Raw genomic sequence first — 23,140 nt, forward strand, 5'->3', positions numbered from 1 at the left:
ACTTTTTCATGAATTTAATAGCAGCTGCAATTGCAATCGGTTTAGGTGCACTTGGTGCAGGTATTGGTAACGGTCTGATCGTTTCACGTACGGTAGAGGGAATCGCCCGTCAGCCGGAAGCAGGAAAAGAACTTAGAACTCTTATGTTCATGGGTATCGCATTGGTTGAGGCCCTTCCGATTATCGCTGTCGTTATCGCGTTCTTAGCGTTCTTTGGCTAAGCAAAAAAGCCTTATATGAACTAAAAATGGCGAAGATCACTCTAAGAGAACCTTCGCCATTGCTTTATGTCTGATAAGCAGGCCGTCCCGAAACGGCTTTTTATCAGCAGAGAAAACCTGCAGAAGGGAGTTGCCGTAGTAGATGTCTCAATTACCTCTTGAATTAGGACTGTCGTTTAACGGCGGAGATATCCTATTCCAATTGTTAGCTATGTTAGTTTTATTAGCGCTTCTCAAGAAATTCGCTCTTGGACCGCTATTAAATATAATGAAACAGCGTGAAGATCATATCGCCGGCGAAATTACGTCCGCTGAAGAAAGAAATAAAGAAGCGCAGAAGCTGATTGAAGAGCAGCGCGTTCTTTTAAAAGAAGCGAAACAGGAATCACAATCACTCATTGAAAATGCGAAAAAACTGGGTGAAAAGCAGAAGGAAGACATTATCCAGGCTGCACGCGCCGAGTCTGAAAGATTGAAAGAAGCGGCGAGAACCGAAATTGTCAAAGAAAAAGAACAAGCGGTTTCCGCACTTCGCGAGCAAGTCGCATCACTTTCTGTCTTAATCGCATCGAAAGTGATTGAAAAAGAGCTTGATGAACAAGCCCAGGAACAACTGATTCAGGACTATCTTAAAGAGGTAGGAGAAAGCCGATGAGTGGATCTGCTGTCTCTAAACGATACGCGTCAGCGCTTTTCGACATTGCCGTTGAGACTTCTCAAATCAATGAAATCGAAGAAGAGCTTACCGTACTAAAAGAAGTGTTCCGGAACGAAGCCGGATTACAGGAAGTGTTAAGCCATCCGAAGGTATCGGCCGCTAAGAAAAAAGAGCTGATTCAGCAATCGTTCGGCGCACTGTCTGAGTCTGTGCTGCATACGATTTTTCTTCTGATTGACCGCCGCCGGTCTTCGATTGTGCCTGATCTCACAGACGAGTTTATCAAACTTGCCAATCAGGCCCGTCAGACAGAGGACGCGGTTGTTTATTCAGTAAAACCGCTGTCAGAAGCGGAAATGTTATCATTGTCTCAAGTGTTTGCAAAAAAAGCCGGAATCGCTTCGCTCAGAATCAGAAATGAAGTGCAGACGGATTTAATAGGCGGCATTAAAGTCCGCATTGGAAACCGGATTTATGACGGAAGCGTAAGCGGAAAGCTTGAGCGCATGGAACGTCAACTTGCCGGAGGAAATCGATAGAAGGGGTGAAACCTAAGTGAGCATCAAAGCTGAAGAGATTAGCACGCTGATAAAGCAGCAAATTCAAAATTACCAATCTGAAATTGAAGTTCATGACGTAGGTACAGTCATCCAAGTCGGAGACGGTATTGCGCGTGTGCACGGCCTTGACAATTGTATGGCCGGTGAACTTGTTGAGTTTTCAAACGGCGTTTTGGGTATGGCTCAAAACCTTGAAGAATCCAACGTAGGTATCGTTATCTTAGGACCTTACAGAGATATCCGTGAAGGTGATGAGGTCAAAAGAACGGGCCGCATCATGGAAGTTCCTGTAGGTGAAGAATTAATCGGACGTATCGTCAACCCGCTCGGACAGCCGGTAGACGGACTGGGTCCGATTCTGACAAGCAAAACACGTCCGATCGAAAGCCAGGCTCCAGGCGTAATGGACCGTAAATCGGTACATGAGCCGCTGCAAACGGGTATCAAAGCGATCGACGCGTTAATTCCGATCGGCCGCGGACAGCGTGAGCTGATTATCGGTGACCGTCAGACAGGTAAAACATCTGTTGCGATTGATACAATCTTAAACCAAAAAGATCAAGACATGATCTGTGTGTACGTAGCGATCGGTCAAAAAGAATCTACAGTGCGCGGCGTGGTGGAAACACTTCGTAAGCATGGCGCGCTTGATTACACGATTGTCGTGACAGCGTCCGCTTCACAGCCGGCTCCGCTTCTGTACCTTGCACCGTATGCAGGGGTGACAATGGGTGAAGAATTCATGTACAACGGCAAGCACGTTCTCGTCGTATATGATGATTTATCCAAACAAGCGGCCGCTTACCGTGAGCTGTCATTGCTTCTTCGCCGTCCGCCGGGCCGTGAAGCATTCCCTGGGGATGTATTCTATCTTCACTCCCGTCTGCTTGAGCGCGCAGCTAAGCTGAGTGACGCAAAAGGCGCAGGATCAATTACGGCGCTGCCGTTCGTCGAAACACAAGCAGGAGATATCTCCGCTTATATCCCGACAAACGTCATTTCCATTACTGACGGACAGATTTTCCTTCAATCCGACCTATTCTTCTCAGGCGTGCGTCCTGCGATCAATGCCGGATTATCCGTATCCCGTGTCGGCGGATCAGCCCAAATCAAAGCGATGAAAAAGGTAGCGGGAACTTTGCGTCTTGACCTGGCTTCATACCGTGAACTTGAAGCGTTCGCCCAATTCGGATCTGATCTTGACCAGGCGACTCAGGCGAAACTGAACCGCGGTGCGCGTACAGTTGAAGTGCTGAAACAAGACTTGAATAAACCGCTCCCGGTTGAAAAACAGGTAGCCATTCTTTATGCGCTGACAAAAGGATATCTTGATGATATTCCGGTTGCGGATATCAGACGTTTTGAAGAAGAGTACTACATGTACCTTGATCAAAACCATAAAGATCTGCTTGACGGCATTGCGAAAACAGGAAACCTTCCTGCTGATGAAGACTTCAAAGCTGCAATCGAAGGCTTCAAACGCACATTTGCACCAAGCAACTAACCCTTAGAAGATGAGAGAAAAAGGTTCTCTTTTTCTCTCTTTTTACGCAAATGAAGAATAAAGGTGGTGAAATCTTTGGCCTCATTACGCGATATTAAGTCAAGGATCACGTCAACGAAAAAAACAAGCCAGATTACAAAAGCCATGCAGATGGTATCCGCTGCGAAGCTGAACCGTGCGGAAACCAACGCGAAGTCATTTGCTCCGTATATGGATAAGATCCAGGAGGTTGTGTTTAACGTCGGAAAAGGCGCGAAAAACGCGAAACACCCGATGCTTGTCTCAAGAGAAGTGAAAAAGACGGCGTATCTCGTCATTACGTCTGACCGCGGGCTTGCGGGTGCGTTTAACAGTTCGGTTTTGCGAAACGCTTACCGCACCATTCAAGAACGCCATCAGTCTAAAGATGAATACACGGTGATTGCAATCGGCAGAGTCGGCCGCGATTTCTTCAAAAAACGGGAAATGCCGATTTTGTCTGAGTTAGTGGGGCTTGGCGACGAGGTCACTTTTGCTCAGATTAAAGATTTGACCCGTCAGACGGTTCAAATGTTTATCGACGGCGCTTTTGATGAACTGCATTTGGTGTATAACCATTTCGTCAGTGCGATTTCACAGGAAGTGACGGAGAAAAAAGTGCTGCCTTTAACGGATTTCGGAACGAGCGGCGGGAAGCGCACGGCTTCTTACGAGTTCGAACCGGATGAAGAAGAGGTGCTCGAAGTGCTGCTTCCTCAATATGCGGAAAGCTTAATTTACGGCGCGCTTCTTGACAGTAAAGCAAGTGAACACGCTGCGAGAATGACAGCAATGAAAAATGCGACTGATAATGCGAAAGAACTCATTGATTCACTTTCGCTTTCATATAACCGCGCGCGTCAAGCGGCGATTACACAAGAAATTACCGAAATTGTCGGCGGTGCAGCCGCTTTAGAATAGAAAGATTTTGTCAGGAGGGATAGCGATGAAGAAAGGACGCGTAAGTCAGGTGCTTGGACCGGTTGTCGACGTACGTTTCGAGGACGGCCACTTGCCTGCGATTTATAATGCGATTAAAGTTTCACAGCCAGCTACAGGCGAAAATGAAGTAGGCATCGACCTAACGCTAGAGGTTGCTCTTCATTTAGGCGATGATACAGTCCGTACAATTGCCATGGCATCTACGGACGGAATTCAGCGCGGAATGGAAGCTGTTGATACAGGTGCGCCGATTTCCGTTCCTGTCGGTGATGTGACTCTCGGACGCGTATTTAACGTACTGGGAGATAAAATTGATTTAAATGAACCGCTGCCTGCGGATGCTCAAAAGGACCCGATCCACAGATCAGCTCCTTCATTCGATGAGCTTTCAACTGAGGTTGAAATTCTTGAAACGGGAATTAAGGTTGTTGACCTGCTCGCTCCTTACATCAAGGGCGGTAAAATCGGATTGTTCGGCGGCGCCGGCGTAGGTAAAACCGTATTAATCCAGGAATTAATCAACAACATCGCGCAAGAGCACGGCGGTATTTCCGTATTCGCCGGTGTAGGAGAGCGTACTCGTGAAGGGAACGACCTTTTCTACGAAATGAGCGATTCAGGCGTTATCAAGAAAACAGCCATGGTCTTCGGACAAATGAACGAGCCGCCGGGCGCACGTATGCGTGTAGCACTGACGGGTCTTACAATGGCTGAGCATTTCCGTGATAAACAAGGACAGGACGTACTGTTCTTTATCGATAACATTTTCCGTTTCACACAAGCGGGTTCAGAGGTTTCCGCGCTTCTCGGCCGTATGCCTTCTGCGGTTGGTTATCAGCCGACGCTTGCGACAGAAATGGGTCAGCTTCAAGAGCGTATTACGTCTACAAACGTTGGTTCAGTTACATCTATCCAGGCGATCTACGTGCCTGCCGATGACTACACTGACCCGGCTCCGGCGACAACGTTCGCTCACTTGGATGCGACGACTAACCTTGAGCGTAAATTAACTGAAATGGGTATCTACCCTGCGGTTGATCCGCTGGCTTCCACTTCCCGCGCGCTTGCTCCGGAAATTGTCGGAGAAGAGCATTATGCGGTGGCGCGTGAAGTCCAGTCAACGCTTCAGCGTTACAAAGAACTTCAGGATATTATCGCGATTCTCGGTATGGACGAATTAGGTGAAGAAGACAAGCTTGTCGTTCACCGCGCACGCCGTATCCAGTTCTTCCTTTCTCAAAACTTCCACGTAGCTGAGCAGTTTACGGGACAAAAGGGTTCTTACGTGCCTGTTAAAGAAACGGTACGAGGCTTTAAAGAAATCCTTTCCGGTAAATATGACCATCTTCCGGAAGATGCATTCCGTCTTGTGGGACGCATTGAAGAAGTCATTGAGAATGCAAAAGAGATGGGTGTAGAAGTTTAATCTGGTCCTAGGAGGGTAAAAGCATGAAGACCGTTAAAGTCAATATCGTTACTCCCGACGGCCCAGTATATGATGCTGATATTGAAATGGTAAGTGTAAGAGCCGAGAGCGGTGATCTCGGTATCTTGCCTGGCCATATTCCGACCGTGGCTCCGCTTAAAATCGGCGCTGTCCGCCTTAAAAAAGACGGACAGACCGAATTGGCGGCTGTCAGCGGCGGATTTTTAGAAGTCCGTCCTGATCAGGTCACTATCCTTGCACAAGCCGCTGAAACAGCGGAAAGCATTGATAAAGAGCGCGCCCTTGCTGCGAAAAAGCGGGCGGAAGACCGTTTGAACAAACGATCAGATGATACTGACATTCGTCGGGCTGAGCTTGCGCTACAGCGGGCTGTAAACAGATTGGATGTTGCAGGAAACTAAAAAAGAATCCTTCTCGGCTGTCTGAGAAGGATTCTTTTTCTATATTAACGCATAAGAGATTCATAGACGCCGATAAGCGGATGATCCTCTTCTTTTTGCAGATATAAATGTTCGCAGCAGTTGTCGGTGTGCCACGTTTTGTTTCCTCTCCGCACACCCGTCGTATAAGCGCCGTCCGTATACGGATAAGGTTTGACGACCCATTCGGCATCGTCATGGTGTCTGATGGCGCAATCGATGACATACACGCTGAGCATTTTCTCAAATTCGTCAATCGGCAGGTTCCAATCCGCCAAAAGCAGCTCTTTTATGCTGCGGAAGTAAAGAGCTTCCACTTCCAGCAGGCTGCCGCGTGAATAATCAAGAGAAATGTTGAAAAACTGACATAATTCTTTCAGTTCCTCTGTTTGAGACTGTCTATAATCATAGTAGAATGCTATCGCTTCCCACTCGTGGTCAAATACGGGAAGTGTTTCTCCATACTGCTTTTCCGGATGAAAAAAGGAATGATTCATATTCCCATCTCCTTTCCAAAAAAGTATACCATGCCGGAGAACGGACATTTAAGCGGGGATTGCCCCTAATTTTGGATAAAAATTCTGATGTAAAAATGATCATCTTTCTCTCTTCTTCTTATATAATAAGAGAGGATATGAGGGGCGGAAAAAATGAAAGGAGATGGAATTTGTGAATGTATTGGGGCAGCAGGCCGCAATCAGCATCCTGGTTCACCTGGTATGCATTGCGGTGACATGGTGGGCGCTTCAGGCCGTCAACTTTGATCCGCTGATCCGAAAAGGAAAAATAGTGCAGGCGAGGCTGCTGATCATTCTTCTTACCATTGCGATCGGTACGGCAGTCGCCAACTTCTTTTTAGATTATCTTACCTATTCGAAACAGCTTCCATACTTATTTTAAGATGTTTCGTCTGTTGAAATGAAGGGAATCGCTGGGTGAGAAACCAATTTTTCTTCACCCGCTTGGCGAGTTTTGACGAAGTTTTCCATGTATCGCTTTCCCCGGCTCCGGCAAAAATGGGAGTAAGGGGGAGAGATCGATATGAAGAAAAAAAGAGCAGGCCGCATCATCTTATTTTTTGTTTTTTTAAGCGCCTTAATAGCGGTATTTCATTCCATTCATGCAAGTGAGCTGTCTCCGCTTGCCCAGATTGCCGAAGGAATGGAGCGGCAGCAGGTCACTGTAGATGAATGGACGCTTCATGCGAAAGAAAATCTGAACCTGTCACTGAGTGAATTTGATGACAAGGTAAAAGAACTGAAGACGCAGTATCCGCAATATCATTGGGAATCCGCGCGGGAAGATAAAATCGTAAAGACCGTCGGCACGTATTCTGACAAAAAAAATCACACAACTTTTAAACTGCAGCTCGTCACTACCCTCAAAAACCAGAACCCAACTTCGTATTTATTATATGAGCAAATGAGCCCGGAGCAACCGGAAAACTGGAATGATACATATGAACAGTTTGAACGGCAGGCACATGACATATTTCAAAATAAAGTATTTATTTTTACTTGTCTAAAGGGTCATTTAAATGATAATATGAGTATTGTTTTGCAAAAAAAAGCAGAACAGCTCATGAAAGAATTTGAAGCAAGTCCAGTTGAACATGTAGTTGAGCCTCATTTCGTTTCTGTTTCTGCATTTACATATAAGTGGACAGATTACATCATGACATCGAAACATAAGATGAATGTGCAAGTTGCGCTTAGAAGTGCGGGAATGGGCGAAAAACATACCGTTACGGTTGGCACACCAATCGTGACGACTGAATATTAATATAGAGAATATAGGGACGCGGAGGGGAATACCTTGGAAAAAATCATCGTCCGCGGCGGTCAGAAGTTAAACGGCACAGTGAAAGTTGAAGGAGCAAAAAATGCCGTTTTACCAGTTATCGCTGCATCTTTATTAGCAAGTGAAGAAAAAAGCGTAATATGTGATGTACCTACGCTCTCCGATGTATATACAATTAATGAAGTGTTGCGTCATTTAGGAGCAGATGTGCATTTTGAGAATAATGAAGTTACCGTAAACGCTTCTTACGCTTTAGAAACAGAAGCACCTTTTGAATATGTGCGCAAAATGCGTGCGTCAGTGCTTGTTATGGGCCCTCTGTTAGCCCGTACGGGTCATTCAAGAGTAGCGCTTCCGGGCGGCTGCGCAATCGGCTCAAGACCGATTGATCAGCATTTAAAAGGCTTTGAAGCAATGGGTGCAAAAATCAAAGTAGGCAACGGCTTTATTGAAGCAGAAGTAGAAGGCCGTCTGCAGGGCGCAAAAATCTATTTAGATTTCCCAAGTGTGGGTGCGACAGAAAACTTGATTATGGCAGCTGCTTTAGCTGAAGGAACAACAACGCTTGAAAACGTGGCAAAAGAGCCTGAAATCGTTGACTTAGCGAACTATATCAATGCGATGGGCGGAAAAATCCGCGGAGCCGGCACAGGCACCATTAAAATTGAAGGTGTCGAGAAGCTTCACGGCGTAAGACACAACATCATTCCTGACCGTATTGAAGCGGGTACTTTCATGGTTGCTGCGGCTATCACGGAAGGAAATGTATTAGTCAAAGGTGCGGTTCCTGAGCATCTTACGTCTTTAATTGCGAAGATGGAAGAAATGGGAGTCAAAATTACGGATGAAGGAGAAGGCCTTCGTGTCATCGGTCCTGCCCAGCTGAAGCCGATCGACATTAAAACGATGCCTCACCCAGGATTCCCGACTGATATGCAGTCGCAAATGATGGCGCTGCTTCTCCGTGCGAGCGGAACAAGCATGATTACTGAAACTGTGTTTGAAAACCGTTTTATGCATGCTGAAGAATTCCGCCGGATGAATGGCGACATTAAAATTGAAGGACGTTCTGTGATCATTAACGGTCCTGTACAGCTGCAAGGCGCAGAAGTTGCCGCTACGGACCTGCGTGCGGGCGCGGCGCTGATTCTTGCGGGATTAGTGGCTGAAGGTCATACACGCGTCACGGAACTGAAGCACTTGGATCGCGGTTATGTGAATTTCCATCAAAAACTTGCGGCTCTCGGCGCTGACATCGAGCGTGTCGTTGATGAAACGGCCGCTGAACAAGAAAGCAAAGAAGTCGTAACTGACCTAAACGCATAATGGCTGTAAAAACAGTATGTCAATCTGGCATACTGTTTTTTTATGGTTTATCATCATTATTATGCTCTGATTTCCAAAAAAGAATACGTTTTTCGCGTGAAAAATGGAATAAAGATTCTGTCCAAAAGGAAGTCATATTAGCTTGTCCCTGCCCATAAGATGAAGTAGAGTCGAATCCCAAGCAGGAGGCAGCTGATATATGAAACCGATTGTATTTCTACTATCCGGGCTGTGTATACTTATTCTTCTAGTCCCCACCATTCTCGTCCTTCCGTTTCAGGCAGAAAAAGGAGCAGCCGTAAACAGAGAGCCCGGACACAAAACAGCACACACCACACGAGAAACAAAAGGAGCAGAAACATTGAAAGAATCACCTGTATCCATTCCGGTTTATCGGACATCCAATCATTCTGTAGAAAACATTCCGCTTGAAGAGTACGTGATCGGTGTCGTGGCTTCCGAAATGCCCGCAGATTTTAAACCGGAGGCCTTAAAAGCCCAGGCGCTCGCCGCCCGGACATTCATCGTCAGACTGATGGTCGCTGACTCAGCCGTCCAGGCGCCGAAAGGATCACTGGTGGATGATACGCAAATGTTCCAAGTCTATCAAAGCAAAAGCCAGCTGAAAAAAGAATGGGGTTCTAAGTACGCACACAACCTCAAGAAAATCACAAACGCGGTGGCCGGCACGCAAGGAAAGATTTTAACGTACGATAACAAGCCGATTGAGGCATCTTTCTTCTCTACGAGTAACGGGTATACGGAAAATGCGGAAGCCTATTGGACAAGCGCCATTCCTTATTTAAAAAGCGTGAAAAGTCCGTGGGATAAGCAATCGCCGAAATATCTTGCCACCCAGACCTTCAGTGTGCCGGAGTTTCAGCAAAAGCTCGGCGTACGGCTCTCAGGACAAAACACGGTGGGACAGATTACAGCCAGAACGCCGGGCCATCAAGTGGCAACGGCCGTCATCAACGGCAAAAAGCTGAAGGGAAGAGACATCCGGGAAAAACTCGGACTCCGTTCTGCCGACTTTGAATGGAAACGAAACGGCGGCAGCATCACCATTACGACAAAAGGATTCGGCCACGGCGTCGGCATGAGCCAGTACGGGGCCAATTACATGGCGGAGCAGGGAAAATCAGTGGCGGACATCGTCAAGCATTATTATCAGGGAGTGGACATTTCCGAAGCAGATTCATTTTTAAACAAATATATGGCGAAAAAATAGACGCTTTCATGAGCGTCTGTTTTTTTGAAAACTATTCCATAAACGGTAAAGCAACCAACAGACTCATATAACGAAAGCCTAAAGGCTGACAAATGTCGATTGAAGGCTGAGCGCCGGGTGTAAATCACTGATAAAAATGCCGCTTCTATGTGAATATACGCAAAAATAATGAGGAACGCCGTCCTATTTATTTCCCTTTTCATCTCATTTACGATAAATATTGTTCGGCGTTGAACGTAAATCTATTGAAAAGGGGAAAAAGCAATGAAAAAAACATTTTCACTCATACTCATGCTCGGATTGATGCTGACTGCTGCATCTCCTGCTTTTGCTGCCGAGAATGCAAACGAGAAGACTCTTTCATTTAAAAACAATACCGCCATTTTACTTGATGCGAGCGGCAGTATGGCAAAACGGATTGACGGTGTTTCTAAATACAACATGGCAAAAGAAGAAATTGTCCGTTTTGCGGATCAAATTAAATCTAAATCACAGGTCAGAATGACGGTTTTCGGTTCGGAAGGCAATAATAAAAACTCCGGAAAGGTTCAATCTTGTGAATCCATTCGCGGTGTGTACGGATTCCAAAGGTTTGACAGACAGAGCTTCCTTAACTCTCTTAACGGAATCGGGCCTACGGGCTGGACACCGATTGCAAAAGCATTAGAGGATGCGAAGGCTTCCTTTACCGGTTTGCACAAACTTGGCAGTAAATCCGTTTTCCTGTTGACGGACGGCGAGGAGACATGCGGAGGAGATCCTGTTAAGACAGCGAAAGAACTTCGCAAACAGCATATTAAAGTCAACGTGATCGGCTTTGACTTTAAGGAAGGCTTCAACGGCCAGCTTCACGAGATTGCCAAAGCGGGCGGAGGAAAATATTACGAAGCTCACAGCCAAAAGGATATGAACCGCATCTTTACAATGGCAGCGAGTTCATTAGCGGAATAAGAAAAGGTGCCGTTTATCGGCCCTTTTTTTTATTTTTATTTAACAAAAATTTCAAGAAAAGGTGAAGAGAAAACTGTAAAAAGAATCAGATTCCGGACTTATATTACAAAAAGGGCGAAAAAGGCATTAAATCTGTCATCATTTATCCAATCTTTTTAGGATGATGCGCATAATTCTGTTCATTTTTAACGGCGTACAGCCGCTTATACAAAAGGAATCCCGCCCTATATCTTTTTGCATACACGTCATCTAGCATAGAGAAGAGCCGGGGGCCCATCGGCCAAAAACAAACGGAGAGGAATGAAGGAAATGAAAAAAATGTTCACTGCGGGGATTGTCGGACTTTTGACGCTTTCACTCGGATCACCTGTTTTTGCAGCTGAGAAAAAGCACGAAGAAACAAACGTTGCTGTGCTGTTTGATGCAAGCGGAAGCATGATACAAAAAACAGGGGGAGAGCGTAAAATAGATGTTGCGAAAGAGTCTGTCACTTCTTTTGCGGAAGTTCTTCCTGAAGACACGAATCTGATGCTTCGGGTATTCGGGCATAAGGGCAATAATAAAAACTCAGGCAAAGCCGTATCATGTAATGCGACAGAAACGTTATACGGCCTTCAGCCGTACGCCGTGACTCCATTTGAGCAATCACTCAGCAAGATTAAACCGACCGGCTGGACACCGATTGCGAAAGCGCTTTCTGATACGCGTGAAGAATTTGAGCGGGCCGGCGCCACAGGGAAAAACGTCGTATATCTGATCACAGACGGTGAAGAAACATGCGGCGGTAATCCTCAGGCCGAAATTCAAAAGCTCCGTAAAGCGAACGTCAACACGATCGTCAATATCATCGGCTTCAACTTCGGCATGAAAGGAAGCGAAAGCCTTGAAAAAGCGGCGGAAGCGGGAGGCGGCACATATGTCTCAGCTGACAGCGCGGACGAGTTCAAACAGGCTTGGGAAGACGCTGCAAAGGATTTAGCAAAAGAATAGGTTAAAAAAGGACGCCCGCGCGGCGTCTTTTTTGTTTAGAAAACGGAACCGCGGGAATGATACGGATAAAAGGAGATGAACGCTGTTGTTAAAAGGAGCAGGCATTATATTAGTGCTGGCGGCAGTCGTTTTTGTTCTGATGGGAATTTTTCTGAAGCTTGCCGCCTTCATATTCGTCAGTATATTGGCCATTATCGCCGCAGTTATTTTATTCACCATTCTGAGCAGACATCATCGCAATGAAACATAGAGTCCTAAGAGGGCTCTTTTTTTAAACCGCAAATTCGACAAAATACAGGGATTGTGGAAGAATAAAAGAGAAGGATACTGCGGAGGGGAAAACAGTGGATGAAAAAACAACAGCGGTAAGAGACATATACCGCTATGAAAAAGGGGTATTAACAAAGACGGCAGATCGGATGGTTTCAGAGTATCCGCTGACCGTCATGGTGAACGGGCAGGAATTTGTTACGCTCGTCTGCACGCCTGACCATTTAGAGGAACTCGTCATCGGATTTCTCGCATCAGAAGGCGTCATTCGTTTTGAAAAAGAAATCAAAAGCTTTACTATAGATGAAAGTCTCGGGTTTGCATATGTTGAACTGACGAATCCCGGAGTGCTTGAGCAAAAAGACTATACGAAGAGGGTCATCGGTTCATGCTGCGGGAAAGGCCGCCATTTTTACTTTCAGCAGGATGTGAAAACGGCCAAAACCGCCGTCAGCCGTATCACTATAACTCCTGAGACGTGCCTTCGCCTGATGAAGGAGATGCAAAGAGGAAGCGGCACCTTCCAGGAAACGGGCGGCGTCCATAATGCGGCGCTGTGCGATACGGAAAAGCTGCTCTTCATGAGGACGGACATCGGGCGCCACAACGCGCTGGATAAGCTGTACGGCTGCTGTTTGAAAAACGGAATGCCGGTCCGTGACAAGCTGATCGTCTTCAGCGGCCGGATTTCCTCGGAGGTTTTATTAAAAGCCGCAAAAATCGGCGTGTCGATTGTCATTTCAAAATCGGCGCCGACGGAGCTCGCGCTGCAAATGGCGGAAGAGCTGAACATAACCGCGATAGGTTTTGTCAGAAACGGATCATTTAACGTATACACACATCCTGAACGGGTTGAACAATAGAAAGGGGTCTTGGGCTTATGAATACAGAAACGCGCCGGGTGACAGACAAAAGGGAAAGGCCGCTCAGGGATCTTCGTATCTCTGTAACCGACCGCTGCAACTTCAGATGCACGTACTGTATGCCAGCCGAATTATTCGGACCGGATTATCCATTTTTACAAAAGACGGAATTGCTCTCCTTCGAGGAGCTTGAGCGGCTTGCGAAGCTGTTTGTCGGCCGCTTCGGCGTTGAAAAAATCAGGCTGACGGGCGGAGAGCCGCTCATGAGAAAAGATATGCCTGAATTGATCAAAAAACTTGCGCGCATCCCCGGACTTAAAGATATCGCGATGACGACAAACGGCTCTCTGCTTCCCGTGTATGCGGAAAAACTGAAGCAGGCGGGGCTGCATCGCGTGACAGTCAGCCTCGATTCTTTAGAGGATGAGCGGTTTAAGGCCATTAACGGCCGCGGGGTTTCGGTGAACAAGGTGCTTGAGGGCATTGAGGCGGCAAAAGCGGCCGGACTCGGTGTGAAAATCAATATGGTTGTTCAAAAGGGTGTCAATGAAAAAGATATCCTGCCGATGGCCCGCTATTTTAAAGAAAAGGGTCATATTCTCCGGTTTATTGAATTTATGGATGTAGGCAATACGAATCAATGGAATAAAAAAGACGTGATCACGAAGGCAGAGATTATTGATCTGATCAACCAGCACATGCCGACGGAGCCGATAGAAGCGAATTATAAAGGAGAGGTCGCTTCCAGGTTCCGCTATCTTGACGGTTCCGGCGAAATCGGCGTGATTTCCTCCGTCTCGGATGCATTCTGCGCCTCCTGCAACAGAGCGCGCCTGTCGGCGAGAGGCGAGCTGTTTACGTGCCTGTTTGCGTCAAGCGGCTATGATGTTCGGAAACTCGTGCGCGGCGGTCTGACCGATGATGAATTGACGGAATCCATCGCTTCTGTCTGGAGAAATCGCACGGATCAGTATTCAATTGACCGCGCGCTTTCTAAAACGGATGGGAAAAAGAAAGTGGAAATGTCTTATATAGGCGGATGAAGAAAAGCTTGCCCGGACAAGGGCAGGCTTTTTTATTCACAATATGAGAGCGGTCTGTTCAAAAAATACCGATGACAGCCGAAATATATGATAGGAATTTTGATGCAGGACAATCAAGTTATGCAATTCCAAAGCCATACAATATGTTAAAATATAACCAATAGAAATTAGAAAAGGTTGTGAAAGGGGCATGACCGCATACGAGATTCCGTCATCTCAAGTTGGAGTCAAGATCAACAAATGGTACAAGCACATTTTAGCGTTTCAAGCGGCTGATGCCATAAAGCTGAAAGAGGAAATTGATGAGGATATACAACGTATGGAGGAAGACCAGCTGCTGCTGTTATATTATCAGCTGATCAGCTACCGCCATCATATTATGCTTGATTACGTCAAGCCGGAATGCACCGAACAATCACAGATTCAGTACAGCGAGCTGCAAAAGACGATCGAAAGCACGGACAGCATATCGGGACTGTCTGAGTATTATTTCCATTTGTTCAGAGGGATGTATGAATTCGATCACAATAACTATGTTGCGGCTATTTCTTTTTACCGGAAAGCGGAAAAACTCCTTTCATTTGTCGAGGATGATATAGAGAGGGCGGAATTCCATTTCAAGATGTCTGAAGTGTTTTATGTCATGAAGCAGACTCATTTTTCCATGAATCACGGGATTCAGGCGCTGGATACGTATATGAAACACGATTTCTACAGAGTGCGGAGAATTCAATGCCATTTCGTCATCTCAGGAAACTACATCGACTGCAAAAACTACGACAAAGCGCTTGAGCATTTAGACGAAGCCCTCCGCCTTTCTTTGCTTGAAGGACAGCCCCGCCTGATCGGGTCTTCGCTTTACAATCTGGGGAATTGTTATTCTGAAAAGCGAGATCTGGATGAAGCGGCCCGGTACTTTAGAAAAGCGGTTCCCGTTTTTGAAGAGCATCAGCTTGAACAGCTTCCGAAGGCGCTGTTCAGCTTAACGCACACCCTTTTCAGGCTGCATGATGACCAAGCGGCCCTTACCTATTATGAAAGAGGGGTCATGATTGCGAAAGAACGGGGCGATCGATTCAGTTTAGAGAAGTATAAGTTTTTACAAGCGCTTTATTTGGAGTCACTCAATATGGATTTAATCCATGAAGTGTTTGACTATATGAATGAAAAATCGCTGTATGTGTATATTGAAGATTTCGCCTTGGAGGCCGCCGTTTACACAAGCGCACATGAGCAATATAAAGAAGCGGCGTATTTTTATGAAAAAGCGATTCGCATGAGAGAAAACATTCAAAAAGAACAATGTTTATACGATATATAATTTTCTTAACCATCTGATCAGCAGATGGTTATTTTTTTTATGCACATTATAACGTTTGACCATAGAAAAAAACGGAAAAATCGCAAAAGAGAGAAAAAAGTATGATGGGAAGGAGGGATTTGTTGTTCGGATTCAATGATATGATAAAGTTTTTCGTATCATTTCTCATCATTCTGCCGATGGTGTCTGTCATTCATGTGTCGGGACACAGCTTTATGGCCATGCTGTTCGGAGGCAAGGCATCATTGGATATCGGAATGGGGAAACGTCTTTTAAAAGTAGGGCCGATTCAGGTTCGGCGTATCTACTTCATAGATTCTTTCTGCAAGTTCGGCGAATTGCGGATAGATAACCGTCTGACGAGCGCGCTCGTCTATTCCGGAGGCTGTCTGTTTAATCTCGCTTCTATCTTTTTAATAAATCTGCTGATCATAAAAGATGTCCTCGAGCCAAACTTATTTTTTTACCAATTTGTCTATTTTTCAACTTATTATGTTTTCTTTGCCCTTCTGCCGGTGCAATACGGGGATAATAAGCTGTCAGACGGATTGGCTGTTTACAAAGTGCTCCGCTACGGGGAACGCTGTGAAATCAATAATTGAGAGTTGAAATGTTTGCTATCAGGCTGAAAGGGAAGAAAACAAGTACACAGAACAAAAAAGGAGCTGAAGAGATCATGAGTCAAGATAACGGTTTAAAAGACAAAGTAAAAGGCGGCATGAACAAAATGAAAGGGGAAGCAAAGGACAAAGCAGGCGACATGGCAAACAAGTCCGACTTAAAAGCGGAAGGTAAAAAAGACAAAGCGAAAGGCAGCCTGCAAAAGGGTGTGGGCAAAACGAAAGATAAACTCAGTGATGATTAATTTGATAGTGAAACACAGCAAAAGCCCAAAATATTTTGGGCTTTTTGTTATGAGAAATGACAAAAATTCCAGTTCATTTGGTTAATATTCACTAAATTTTTAAATATTCTATAAATTCACCGGCGATTTCTTTATAATATTCACAAAGAATGTAACCTTTCTTCACATTTGATTAAACGTTTGTTGAAGAAAAAAATGAGAAATCGGTAATTTCTGCAAAAGGAATCGGGTCGTTCACCGTCGAATAACTTTTATCACTTAACATTTCATGAGGTGAAGGGGGTGACGGCCGCCTGCATCGTTTCGGTATGACCATGCGGATTGTGTTTGACTATCACTAAGGGGGAATACAGATGAAACTGACACCGGTTGAACAAGAAAAATTGCTTATTTTTACGGCGGGAGAGCTCGCTAAGCAGCGGAAGGCGCGCGGCGTTCTGCTGAATTATCCCGAAGCCGCCGCATATTTGACCTGTTATCTGATGGAAGGCGCGAGAGACGGAAAAAGCGTTGCTGAGCTGATGGAATCCGGCCGCAATGTATTGACGGAAAAAGACGTTATGGAAGGCGTTCCGGAAATGCTGGACAGCATTCAGGTGGAAGCGACGTTCCCGGACGGGGTTAAGCTTGTCACCGTTCATCAGCCGATCAAGGCGGAGGTGAAGTCATGAAGCCGGGAGCGATTCAAGTCGCAAAGGGGATCATCACCATTAACGAAGGCCGGAAGACGCTGGAGGTGTCAGTCACCAATAACGGAACACGGTCAGTGCAGGTAGGATCGCATTTTCATTTTGCCGAAGCCAACGGCGCCCTTTCCTTCAATCGGGACAAAGCAATCGGCATGCGCCTTGATATCCCGTCAGGCACATCTGTCCGTTTTGAACCGGGAGAAGAGAAAACCGTCACGCTCGTGGAAATCGGAGGGCGAAAAACGGTCAGAGGTCTCAACGGCATGGCCGATACGTATATGGATGAGCGGGGAAAAGAGAAGACTCTGTCAAATCTTAAAAAAGCCGGATGGATGGAGGAGGCGATCCGATGAAAATGTCACGTGAGCAATACGCAGAACTGTTCGGACCGACAACGGGAGACAAAGTCAGACTCGGAGATACGGATTTATGGATTGAAGTCGAAAAAGATTTCACGAATTACGGTGAAGAAATGATTTTCGGCGGAGGGAAAACAATCCGGGACGGCATGGGGCAGAACGGGCGTATCACCGGGAAAGACGGAGCGCTTGATCTGGTCATTACAAACGCCGTTATCCTGGATTATACCGGAATCGTCAAGGCGGATATCGGGGTGAAGGACGGCCGGATTGTCGGCGTCGGAAAAAGCGGCAATCCTGATATTATGGATGGGGTGGACCCGCACATGATTATCGGTGCCGGAACAGAAGTCATTTCCGGCGAAGGGAAAATCGTAACGGCCGGCGGGGTGGATACGCATATCCACTTTATCTGCCCGCAGCAGATGGAAGTCGCGCTTTCTTCAGGCGTGACCACGCTTCTCGGCGGCGGAACGGGTCCTGCGACGGGAAGTAAAGCGACGACTTGTACATCCGGTGCATGGTACATGTCGAGAATGCTGGAAGCGGCCGAGGAGTTTCCGATCAATGTCGGTTTCTTAGGAAAAGGGAATGCATCCGATAAAGCGCCGCTGATCGAGCAGGTGGAAGCAGGCGCGATCGGCCTGAAGCTGCATGAAGATTGGGGATCAACGCCAAGCGCCATTAAAGCTTGCATGGAAGCAGCGGATGAGGCGGACATTCAGGTGGCGATCCATACAGACACGATAAATGAAGCGGGCTTTTTAGAAAATACGCTTGATGCGATCGGCGACCGGGTTATCCATACATATCACATAGAGGGAGCCGGCGGAGGCCACGCACCGGATATTATGAAACTCGCATCTTACGCCAATATCCTGCCGTCCTCTACGACGCCGACGATCCCGTATACCGTCAACACGATGGACGAGCATCTTGATATGATGATGGTCTGCCATCATTTAGATTCAAAAGTGCCTGAAGACGTGGCGTTCAGTCATTCACGCATCAGAGCGGCCACCATTGCGGCGGAGGATATTCTGCACGATATCGGCGCGATCAGCATGACGTCATCTGACTCGCAGGCGATGGGCAGGGTGGGAGAAGTGATTATCCGGACATGGCAGGTGGCCGATAAAATGAAAAAACAGCGCGGCGCTCTATCAGGAGAAAACGGCAATGACAATGTGCGCGCCAAACGCTATATCGCCAAATACACGATCAACCCGGCCGTCACTCACGGCCTGAGCCATGAAGTCGGTTCCGTTGAAAAAGGAAAGCTCGCCGACCTTGTACTATGGGACCCGGTTTTCTTCGGCGTCAAACCTGAACTTGTGCTCAAAGGCGGCATGATCGCCCGCGCCCAGATGGGAGATCCGAATGCTTCCATTCCGACGCCTGAGCCCGTGTTTATGCGGCAGATGTACGCATCATACGGTAAAGCAAACCGAAATACCTCTATTACATTTATGTCCCAGGCCGGTATCGCAAACGGTGTGCCGGAAAAGCTCGGCCTTGAAAAAATGATTTCTCCCGTACGGAATATCCGTAAGCTGAGTAAGCTCGACATGAAGCTGAATGACGCGATGCCGAATATACAAGTCGATCCGAAAACTTATCAGGTGTTCGCCGACGGAGAAGAGCTGGCATGCCAGCCCGTCAGCTATGTTCCGCTCGGACAGCGTTATTTCTTATTTTAATCCCTCTTCGGCCGGTTTCCCGCCGGCCTGTTTACACCTCTATTGCCAACTTGATTTCATCCTGCCGCCCGTTTTAGTGTATATTAGTAGTTGACAAACAAATGAAATGTAACTATTTCGGTTACAACGGTGGTGAAAAACATGATTAACAGCCGTCTTGCTGTGGCCATTCACATTCTATCGCTGATCTCAACGGATGAACGGGCGTCATCGGATATGATTGCGGGCAGCGTAAACACCAATCCCGTCGTCGTGCGGAGAACGATCAGCCAGCTGAAAAAAGCGGGTATTCTGACATCCCGAGCGGGTGTTCCGGGAGCCAGCCTGAAAAAAGATCCGTCGGAGATCACCCTCTTAGAGGTTTACAGGGCGGTGCAGAATAAGGAAGAGCTTTTTGCGGTTCACGACAATCCGAACCCCGACTGTCCGGTCGGCAAAAATATTCAGCGCGCGCTCGATGAGACGTTCGGAAGCGTACAGCGGGCAATGGAGAATGAACTTGCGAGCAAGTCCCTTTATGATGTAATGAATCATCTCTTTTGTTAAAAAGAGATGGGTTCATGCCGCTAGCGTTGTAACAAAAATGGTTGCAAGTGATAATGAGGAAATCACGGTTTTGGCTCCATATTCAGACAAGCCTGGATGCGGGATTGCGATCTGTTTAATGAAGAATCCTCCGAAACTAAAGGAGGTGGTTACCGGGATATTTTTATTTTGCTTAAGACTTATGTGAAGGTGTCAGCTGTGAGCAAGTTAAACAAAAAATGATATCCTGCCTCCAGCAATGCCAAAACCGTTCGCCTCTTAACAATCATTATAAAATTTCTCTAGGAACGATCAGCAGCCCGTTAGCTGCCCCTAATTAAAGATGAGCTGTTACCACACTGTTACATTAGAACTTCCGCTGCTTTTATATCCTTCTGTCGCTAAGACTTGATAAGCCCAATTACTGCCCAGATTCATTCCATGGCTCTTCCATGCGTTAACATGATTGCTGAAAGTGATTGCAGCGTTGCTTCCGGTCGGTCTCTTCGACTGGCGAACACTCCAGTACTGCGTAAAAGTAGTGTTATCGCCATCGATGGAAGGTGCGTTATAACGTGTTGTTGTATATATGTCATATGTACCTCCATCACTCTTTACAGTACCTTTATACGTTCCGGTAGGTCTGTAAGTACCCCATGAATCCACTACATAATATTCGATGAGAGGTGCTCTCGTCCAGCCATATAAAGTCAAATATCCATTGCCATTCGGCGCCCAGACTCCGGCATTATAGTTTATTGTTCTAAATGGCGAGCCTGTAGTCCAGCCTTTACCAACAACGAAATTTCCGGTATTAGACCAATTAACACTGTAATTCCCGCCAGATCCATTGACTGCGTTGACTGTTCCGCCCCCATCTGTCCAATTTTGCCAGTAATCTGTGCCAGCTGCAGAGGCGGTTGCCGAAAACATGCTGATACTCATGAAAGCTGCCGTTAATCCAACTAAGAATTTCTTTTTAAACTTAAACATATGTTACCTCCTATACTATTTTTTCTGACTTTGACATGAGGCAGCACTCGTAAATATTTAACGAACGCCAACGCTTTTGATCGTTCCTTTCAATATAATAGCATGAATACATGAGTGAATATTAAGAACAATTGTAATTTAATTACAAAGACCCAAAAAACTGTATGATAAGTGGTCTTGTTCCGCCATGGCTTTTATCCTTATTTTGCAGAATCACAATTCTTGCTTCTAAACCTGATCAGGAACAGTCGAACAATTGAGTGATTTCAGTTGAAACTCTGAGGAAAATTGAATAAACTTTTTTGAGCTGAAGCCGGAATGTCTGAAAGAATATTTGCAGACAGCTGCATCAGCTGCGCCATTATGCCATCGCCGTATTGGAAAATCCAAAGCAGAAAAACTTTCCCGTTATCGAAGAAGCGGAATAAGAAAAAATCCCGGGCGGATGCGCCGGGATTTTCCTTTTTAATATGTATTGGCATCAATATTATTAAACACGCCGTCCACGATGCCGAGCGTCATGAGGACAATGAAGAGAATGATACCGAGAACGGACAAGCCGACCGTAACAATCAGGTAGATCCCCTGCATTTTCACGAACTTTGCATAATTCTCCAGCATATGTTCCTCTGTCAGTTCATTGAACTGCTCCGCCATCTGTCCCGCTTCATTTGCCGAGCGCATCAGAAAAATGCCGGCAATGATCTGCAGAACGCCGGGAATGGCTCCGATTAAAAAGAAAAACGCGCCCGACAGCGCCGCAAACGCACCCACGATAATAAATAAAATACCTGTCGCTTTTCCCCATTTCGAAATAGAAATAAGCGAACGATTCACTGATTCAGGTTTCAAACTTTGGCACTCCTTTACAAAAAAATACTCACTTTTCATTTATACACTATTCGGTCATTCTTTTGAATATAAAATGTGTTTTTTCATGCCGTGTCCGTTTTTATATCAGAAAATTCCCGAGAAACACCTCGGGAATTACAAAATCGGCGAAAGAAGTCTTGAAATCGATTCTTTAATGCGGATCCACAGCGAACGCTCCTGATATTCTTCATACGTATATTTTCTGGAGACGAGCAGATCTTCTTTAAATGAGGAAATGAGTTTTTTCGCAATGGTGACGTCATAAATAAAGGCGTTGACTTCAAAATTAAGTCTGAAGCTTCTGACGTCGATATTCGCCGTACCGACTGAAGCCGTCTCATCATCGACGACAATCGTTTTTGCATGAATAAAGCCGTTATCGTAAATGTAGACTGAGGCTCCGGCTTTCAAAAGATCGCCGATGTAAGATAAAGTCGCCCAGTAAACGAAAGCGTGATCCGGCTTGTTCGGAATCATGATTTTGACGTCGATGCCTGACAGACAGGCGATCCTGAGGGCATCTAAAAGACTTGAGTCAGGAATAAAGTAAGGCGTCTGAATCAGGATTGACCGTTTGGCCGTTGAGATCATCTTGATATAGCCGTTTTTAATTTGTTCCCATTCTGAGTCCGGTCCGCTCGTGACAATCTGCATCCCGACATTGCCCTTCGGCTCGCATTCCGGAAAATGATTCGGAACGTATGTGAGCGTATGATGATGGGAGGCTTGGTTCCAATCGAGGATAAACCGTGTCTGAATGGCGTGTACCGCCGTGCCTTGAAGCCTGAGGTGCGTATCGCGCCAGTAGCCGAATTTCGGATTCAGGCCGAGATACTCATCTCCGACGTTAAAGCCGCCGACATAGCCGATTTCGCCGTCAATGATGACGAGCTTGCGGTGATTCCGGTAATTGAGCCGCAAATTAATCGGACGAAGCCTGGAAGGAAAAAAGACTTCCACATGGCCGCCGGCGTCCCGCAGCGGTTTGAAGAATTTTTTTCTGAGTGATCTTGAACCGAGTTCATCATATAACACTCTGACTTTTACGCCTTCGCGTGCTTTTTTCACTAAGGCATCGCGCAATTTTTTTCCCAGTTCATCACCTTTATAAATATAGTATTGAAGGTGAATGTGATCTTTTGCGTTGGAAATGTCCTTCATTAAGCGTTTGAACTTATCGCGCCCGTCCGTCAATATCTCCACCGAATTATCCTCTGTAAAGACTGCGTGGTTGTTCATGACAAGCATATAGATGAGGTCTTTATTATCCACAGTCGCCCTGTTGTTAAATTGGAATTGCCTCGACTTCAGATCTTTCAGCTGAAACTTCAGCAGCTTTTCTATCCCGATTTTTTTACGGTCTTCCCACTGAAACAGATGCTTGCGTCTCAGGTTATGGCCGAATAACAGGTATAAAATAAACCCTAAAATGGGAATAAAAAAAAGAACCAAGAGCCAAGCCCATGAAGCGCTGGCATCGCGTCTTTCTTTGAAAATCATGATGACGGCCAAAAGTATATTTAAAACGAAAAAAAATCCGAATAAAATAAATGAAATGCTCACTTTGCAACC

At 46.1% G+C, this 23,140-nt stretch carries 27 protein-coding genes; 23 read left to right on the top strand and 4 right to left on the bottom strand.

The window, feature by feature from the left end:
- Nucleotides 1–8: 8 nt before the first annotated feature.
- The 7 genes from atpE (at nucleotide 9) to ABK447_RS02095 (ending at nucleotide 5,751) form a co-directional block, all read left to right on the top strand.
- Nucleotides 9–221 (top strand): F0F1 ATP synthase subunit C, encoded by a 213-nt coding sequence (gene atpE, locus ABK447_RS02065; RefSeq protein ID WP_003151167.1) that lies wholly within the window; start codon nucleotides 9–11, stop codon nucleotides 219–221.
- Nucleotides 222–363: 142 nt separating this feature from the next.
- On the top strand, nucleotides 364–876 hold the full coding sequence (gene atpF / locus ABK447_RS02070) for a F0F1 ATP synthase subunit B (RefSeq protein ID WP_003151168.1): 513 nt from the start codon (nucleotides 364–366) through the stop codon (nucleotides 874–876).
- Nucleotides 873–1,418, top strand: coding sequence for a F0F1 ATP synthase subunit delta (locus tag ABK447_RS02075; protein ID WP_003151169.1), 546 nt, complete (start codon nucleotides 873–875; stop codon nucleotides 1,416–1,418). The genes atpF and ABK447_RS02075 overlap by 4 nt, the downstream gene beginning before the upstream one ends.
- Before the next feature lie 16 nt (nucleotides 1,419–1,434).
- A complete protein-coding gene (atpA, locus tag ABK447_RS02080) occupies nucleotides 1,435–2,943 on the top strand; it encodes a F0F1 ATP synthase subunit alpha (RefSeq protein WP_003151170.1) in 1,509 nt (502 codons plus the stop codon).
- 75 nt (nucleotides 2,944–3,018) lie between these two features.
- Complete coding sequence (gene atpG, locus ABK447_RS02085) at nucleotides 3,019–3,882, top strand: ATP synthase F1 subunit gamma (RefSeq protein ID WP_003151172.1); 864 nt, start codon at nucleotides 3,019–3,021, stop codon at nucleotides 3,880–3,882.
- Between the two features lie 25 nt (nucleotides 3,883–3,907).
- On the top strand, nucleotides 3,908–5,329 hold the full coding sequence (gene atpD, locus ABK447_RS02090) for a F0F1 ATP synthase subunit beta (protein WP_003151173.1): 1,422 nt from the start codon (nucleotides 3,908–3,910) through the stop codon (nucleotides 5,327–5,329).
- Nucleotides 5,330–5,352: 23 nt separating this feature from the next.
- Complete coding sequence (locus ABK447_RS02095; protein ID WP_003151176.1) at nucleotides 5,353–5,751, top strand: F0F1 ATP synthase subunit epsilon; 399 nt, start codon at nucleotides 5,353–5,355, stop codon at nucleotides 5,749–5,751.
- 44 nt (nucleotides 5,752–5,795) lie between these two features.
- Here ABK447_RS02095 and ABK447_RS02100 read toward each other — a convergent pair whose 3' ends face one another.
- Nucleotides 5,796–6,266 carry a hypothetical protein gene (locus ABK447_RS02100; protein ID WP_014419098.1) on the bottom strand — a complete coding sequence of 157 codons (471 nt, stop codon included), beginning with the start codon at nucleotides 6,264–6,266 and terminating at the stop codon, nucleotides 5,796–5,798.
- A 172-nt stretch (nucleotides 6,267–6,438) separates the two neighbouring features.
- On the opposite strand from ABK447_RS02100, the gene ABK447_RS02105 reads away from it, so the two are divergent.
- The 16 genes from ABK447_RS02105 (at nucleotide 6,439) to ABK447_RS02180 (ending at nucleotide 19,723) form a co-directional block, all read left to right on the top strand.
- Complete coding sequence (locus tag ABK447_RS02105) at nucleotides 6,439–6,669, top strand: DUF1146 family protein (protein ID WP_003151181.1); 231 nt, start codon at nucleotides 6,439–6,441, stop codon at nucleotides 6,667–6,669.
- Nucleotides 6,670–6,810: 141 nt separating this feature from the next.
- Complete coding sequence (locus ABK447_RS02110) at nucleotides 6,811–7,551, top strand: YwmB family TATA-box binding protein (protein ID WP_007407593.1); 741 nt, start codon at nucleotides 6,811–6,813, stop codon at nucleotides 7,549–7,551.
- A 33-nt stretch (nucleotides 7,552–7,584) separates the two neighbouring features.
- The gene (gene murA, locus ABK447_RS02115; protein ID WP_007614362.1) at nucleotides 7,585–8,895 is read left to right on the top strand and encodes a UDP-N-acetylglucosamine 1-carboxyvinyltransferase; all 1,311 of its coding nucleotides are present in this window, start codon (nucleotides 7,585–7,587) and stop codon (nucleotides 8,893–8,895) included.
- A gap of 199 nt (nucleotides 8,896–9,094) precedes the next feature.
- On the top strand, nucleotides 9,095–10,126 hold the full coding sequence (gene spoIID / locus ABK447_RS02120) for a stage II sporulation protein D (RefSeq protein ID WP_061581666.1): 1,032 nt from the start codon (nucleotides 9,095–9,097) through the stop codon (nucleotides 10,124–10,126).
- 264 nt (nucleotides 10,127–10,390) lie between these two features.
- A complete protein-coding gene (locus ABK447_RS02125) occupies nucleotides 10,391–11,077 on the top strand; it encodes a VWA domain-containing protein (protein WP_007407590.1) in 687 nt (228 codons plus the stop codon).
- Nucleotides 11,078–11,386: 309 nt separating this feature from the next.
- Nucleotides 11,387–12,067, top strand: coding sequence for a VWA domain-containing protein (locus ABK447_RS02130; RefSeq protein ID WP_012118657.1), 681 nt, complete (start codon nucleotides 11,387–11,389; stop codon nucleotides 12,065–12,067).
- Nucleotides 12,068–12,152: 85 nt separating this feature from the next.
- Complete coding sequence (locus tag ABK447_RS02135; RefSeq protein ID WP_007407587.1) at nucleotides 12,153–12,317, top strand: hypothetical protein; 165 nt, start codon at nucleotides 12,153–12,155, stop codon at nucleotides 12,315–12,317.
- 94 nt (nucleotides 12,318–12,411) lie between these two features.
- Nucleotides 12,412–13,200, top strand: a complete 789-nt coding sequence (gene fdhD, locus ABK447_RS02140; RefSeq protein WP_007407586.1) for a formate dehydrogenase accessory sulfurtransferase FdhD — start codon at nucleotides 12,412–12,414, stop codon at nucleotides 13,198–13,200.
- Between the two features lie 17 nt (nucleotides 13,201–13,217).
- Nucleotides 13,218–14,243 carry a GTP 3',8-cyclase MoaA gene (gene moaA, locus ABK447_RS02145; protein WP_012118655.1) on the top strand — a complete coding sequence of 342 codons (1,026 nt, stop codon included), beginning with the start codon at nucleotides 13,218–13,220 and terminating at the stop codon, nucleotides 14,241–14,243.
- Between the two features lie 190 nt (nucleotides 14,244–14,433).
- A complete protein-coding gene (locus tag ABK447_RS02150; protein ID WP_007407584.1) occupies nucleotides 14,434–15,564 on the top strand; it encodes a tetratricopeptide repeat protein in 1,131 nt (376 codons plus the stop codon).
- Between the two features lie 122 nt (nucleotides 15,565–15,686).
- Nucleotides 15,687–16,166 (top strand): hypothetical protein, encoded by a 480-nt coding sequence (locus tag ABK447_RS02155; protein WP_007407583.1) that lies wholly within the window; start codon nucleotides 15,687–15,689, stop codon nucleotides 16,164–16,166.
- Between the two features lie 74 nt (nucleotides 16,167–16,240).
- Complete coding sequence (locus tag ABK447_RS02160; RefSeq protein ID WP_012118653.1) at nucleotides 16,241–16,429, top strand: CsbD family protein; 189 nt, start codon at nucleotides 16,241–16,243, stop codon at nucleotides 16,427–16,429.
- Nucleotides 16,430–16,782: 353 nt separating this feature from the next.
- A complete protein-coding gene (ureA, locus tag ABK447_RS02165; RefSeq protein ID WP_007407581.1) occupies nucleotides 16,783–17,100 on the top strand; it encodes an urease subunit gamma in 318 nt (105 codons plus the stop codon).
- The gene (gene ureB, locus ABK447_RS02170) at nucleotides 17,097–17,471 is read left to right on the top strand and encodes an urease subunit beta (protein WP_012118652.1); all 375 of its coding nucleotides are present in this window, start codon (nucleotides 17,097–17,099) and stop codon (nucleotides 17,469–17,471) included. Before ureA ends, ureB begins: the two co-directional genes overlap by 4 nt.
- Nucleotides 17,468–19,177, top strand: a complete 1,710-nt coding sequence (gene ureC / locus ABK447_RS02175; protein WP_007407580.1) for an urease subunit alpha — start codon at nucleotides 17,468–17,470, stop codon at nucleotides 19,175–19,177. Before ureB ends, ureC begins: the two co-directional genes overlap by 4 nt.
- Nucleotides 19,178–19,318: 141 nt before the next feature.
- Nucleotides 19,319–19,723 carry an Rrf2 family transcriptional regulator gene (locus ABK447_RS02180; protein ID WP_003151203.1) on the top strand — a complete coding sequence of 135 codons (405 nt, stop codon included), beginning with the start codon at nucleotides 19,319–19,321 and terminating at the stop codon, nucleotides 19,721–19,723.
- A 330-nt stretch (nucleotides 19,724–20,053) separates the two neighbouring features.
- Here the strand turns inward: ABK447_RS02180 and xynA are convergent, their stop codons facing one another.
- The 3 genes from xynA to cls all read right to left on the bottom strand — a co-directional run bounded on the left by xynA (nucleotide 20,054) and on the right by cls (nucleotide 23,131).
- The gene (xynA, locus tag ABK447_RS02185) at nucleotides 20,054–20,695 is read right to left on the bottom strand and encodes an endo-1,4-beta-xylanase XynA (protein ID WP_007407578.1); all 642 of its coding nucleotides are present in this window, start codon (nucleotides 20,693–20,695) and stop codon (nucleotides 20,054–20,056) included.
- A gap of 465 nt (nucleotides 20,696–21,160) precedes the next feature.
- Nucleotides 21,161–21,547 (bottom strand): DUF5362 family protein, encoded by a 387-nt coding sequence (locus ABK447_RS02190; protein WP_061581668.1) that lies wholly within the window; start codon nucleotides 21,545–21,547, stop codon nucleotides 21,161–21,163.
- 135 nt (nucleotides 21,548–21,682) lie between these two features.
- Complete coding sequence (gene cls, locus ABK447_RS02195) at nucleotides 21,683–23,131, bottom strand: cardiolipin synthase (RefSeq protein WP_059367652.1); 1,449 nt, start codon at nucleotides 23,129–23,131, stop codon at nucleotides 21,683–21,685.
- Nucleotides 23,132–23,140: the final 9 nt, after the last annotated feature.

It is taken from the genome of Bacillus sp. hwrm1 (assembly GCF_040207805.1).
Classification (GTDB): domain Bacteria; phylum Bacillota; class Bacilli; order Bacillales; family Bacillaceae; genus Bacillus; species Bacillus velezensis.

Excerpts from the sequence above, each read along its gene's own strand:
- atpE (WP_003151167.1), top strand. The coding sequence starts at position 9 with ATGAATTTAATAGCAGCTGCAATTGCAATCGGTTTAGGTGCACTTGGT.
- xynA (WP_007407578.1), bottom strand. The coding sequence starts at position 20,695 with ATGTTTAAGTTTAAAAAGAAATTCTTAGTTGGATTAACGGCAGCTTTC.
- ABK447_RS02110 (WP_007407593.1), top strand. The coding sequence starts at position 6,811 with ATGAAGAAAAAAAGAGCAGGCCGCATCATCTTATTTTTTGTTTTTTTA.
- ABK447_RS02180 (WP_003151203.1), top strand. The coding sequence starts at position 19,319 with ATGATTAACAGCCGTCTTGCTGTGGCCATTCACATTCTATCGCTGATC.
- atpF (WP_003151168.1), top strand. The coding sequence starts at position 364 with ATGTCTCAATTACCTCTTGAATTAGGACTGTCGTTTAACGGCGGAGAT.
- ureC (WP_007407580.1), top strand. The coding sequence starts at position 17,468 with ATGAAAATGTCACGTGAGCAATACGCAGAACTGTTCGGACCGACAACG.
- ABK447_RS02125 (WP_007407590.1), top strand. The coding sequence starts at position 10,391 with ATGAAAAAAACATTTTCACTCATACTCATGCTCGGATTGATGCTGACT.
- ABK447_RS02100 (WP_014419098.1), bottom strand. The coding sequence starts at position 6,266 with ATGAATCATTCCTTTTTTCATCCGGAAAAGCAGTATGGAGAAACACTT.
- ABK447_RS02160 (WP_012118653.1), top strand. The coding sequence starts at position 16,241 with ATGAGTCAAGATAACGGTTTAAAAGACAAAGTAAAAGGCGGCATGAAC.
- atpD (WP_003151173.1), top strand. The coding sequence starts at position 3,908 with ATGAAGAAAGGACGCGTAAGTCAGGTGCTTGGACCGGTTGTCGACGTA.
- spoIID (WP_061581666.1), top strand. The coding sequence starts at position 9,095 with ATGAAACCGATTGTATTTCTACTATCCGGGCTGTGTATACTTATTCTT.
- ABK447_RS02075 (WP_003151169.1), top strand. The coding sequence starts at position 873 with ATGAGTGGATCTGCTGTCTCTAAACGATACGCGTCAGCGCTTTTCGAC.
- ABK447_RS02130 (WP_012118657.1), top strand. The coding sequence starts at position 11,387 with ATGAAAAAAATGTTCACTGCGGGGATTGTCGGACTTTTGACGCTTTCA.
- ureB (WP_012118652.1), top strand. The coding sequence starts at position 17,097 with ATGAAGCCGGGAGCGATTCAAGTCGCAAAGGGGATCATCACCATTAAC.
- ABK447_RS02095 (WP_003151176.1), top strand. The coding sequence starts at position 5,353 with ATGAAGACCGTTAAAGTCAATATCGTTACTCCCGACGGCCCAGTATAT.
- ABK447_RS02150 (WP_007407584.1), top strand. The coding sequence starts at position 14,434 with ATGACCGCATACGAGATTCCGTCATCTCAAGTTGGAGTCAAGATCAAC.
- ureA (WP_007407581.1), top strand. The coding sequence starts at position 16,783 with ATGAAACTGACACCGGTTGAACAAGAAAAATTGCTTATTTTTACGGCG.
- moaA (WP_012118655.1), top strand. The coding sequence starts at position 13,218 with ATGAATACAGAAACGCGCCGGGTGACAGACAAAAGGGAAAGGCCGCTC.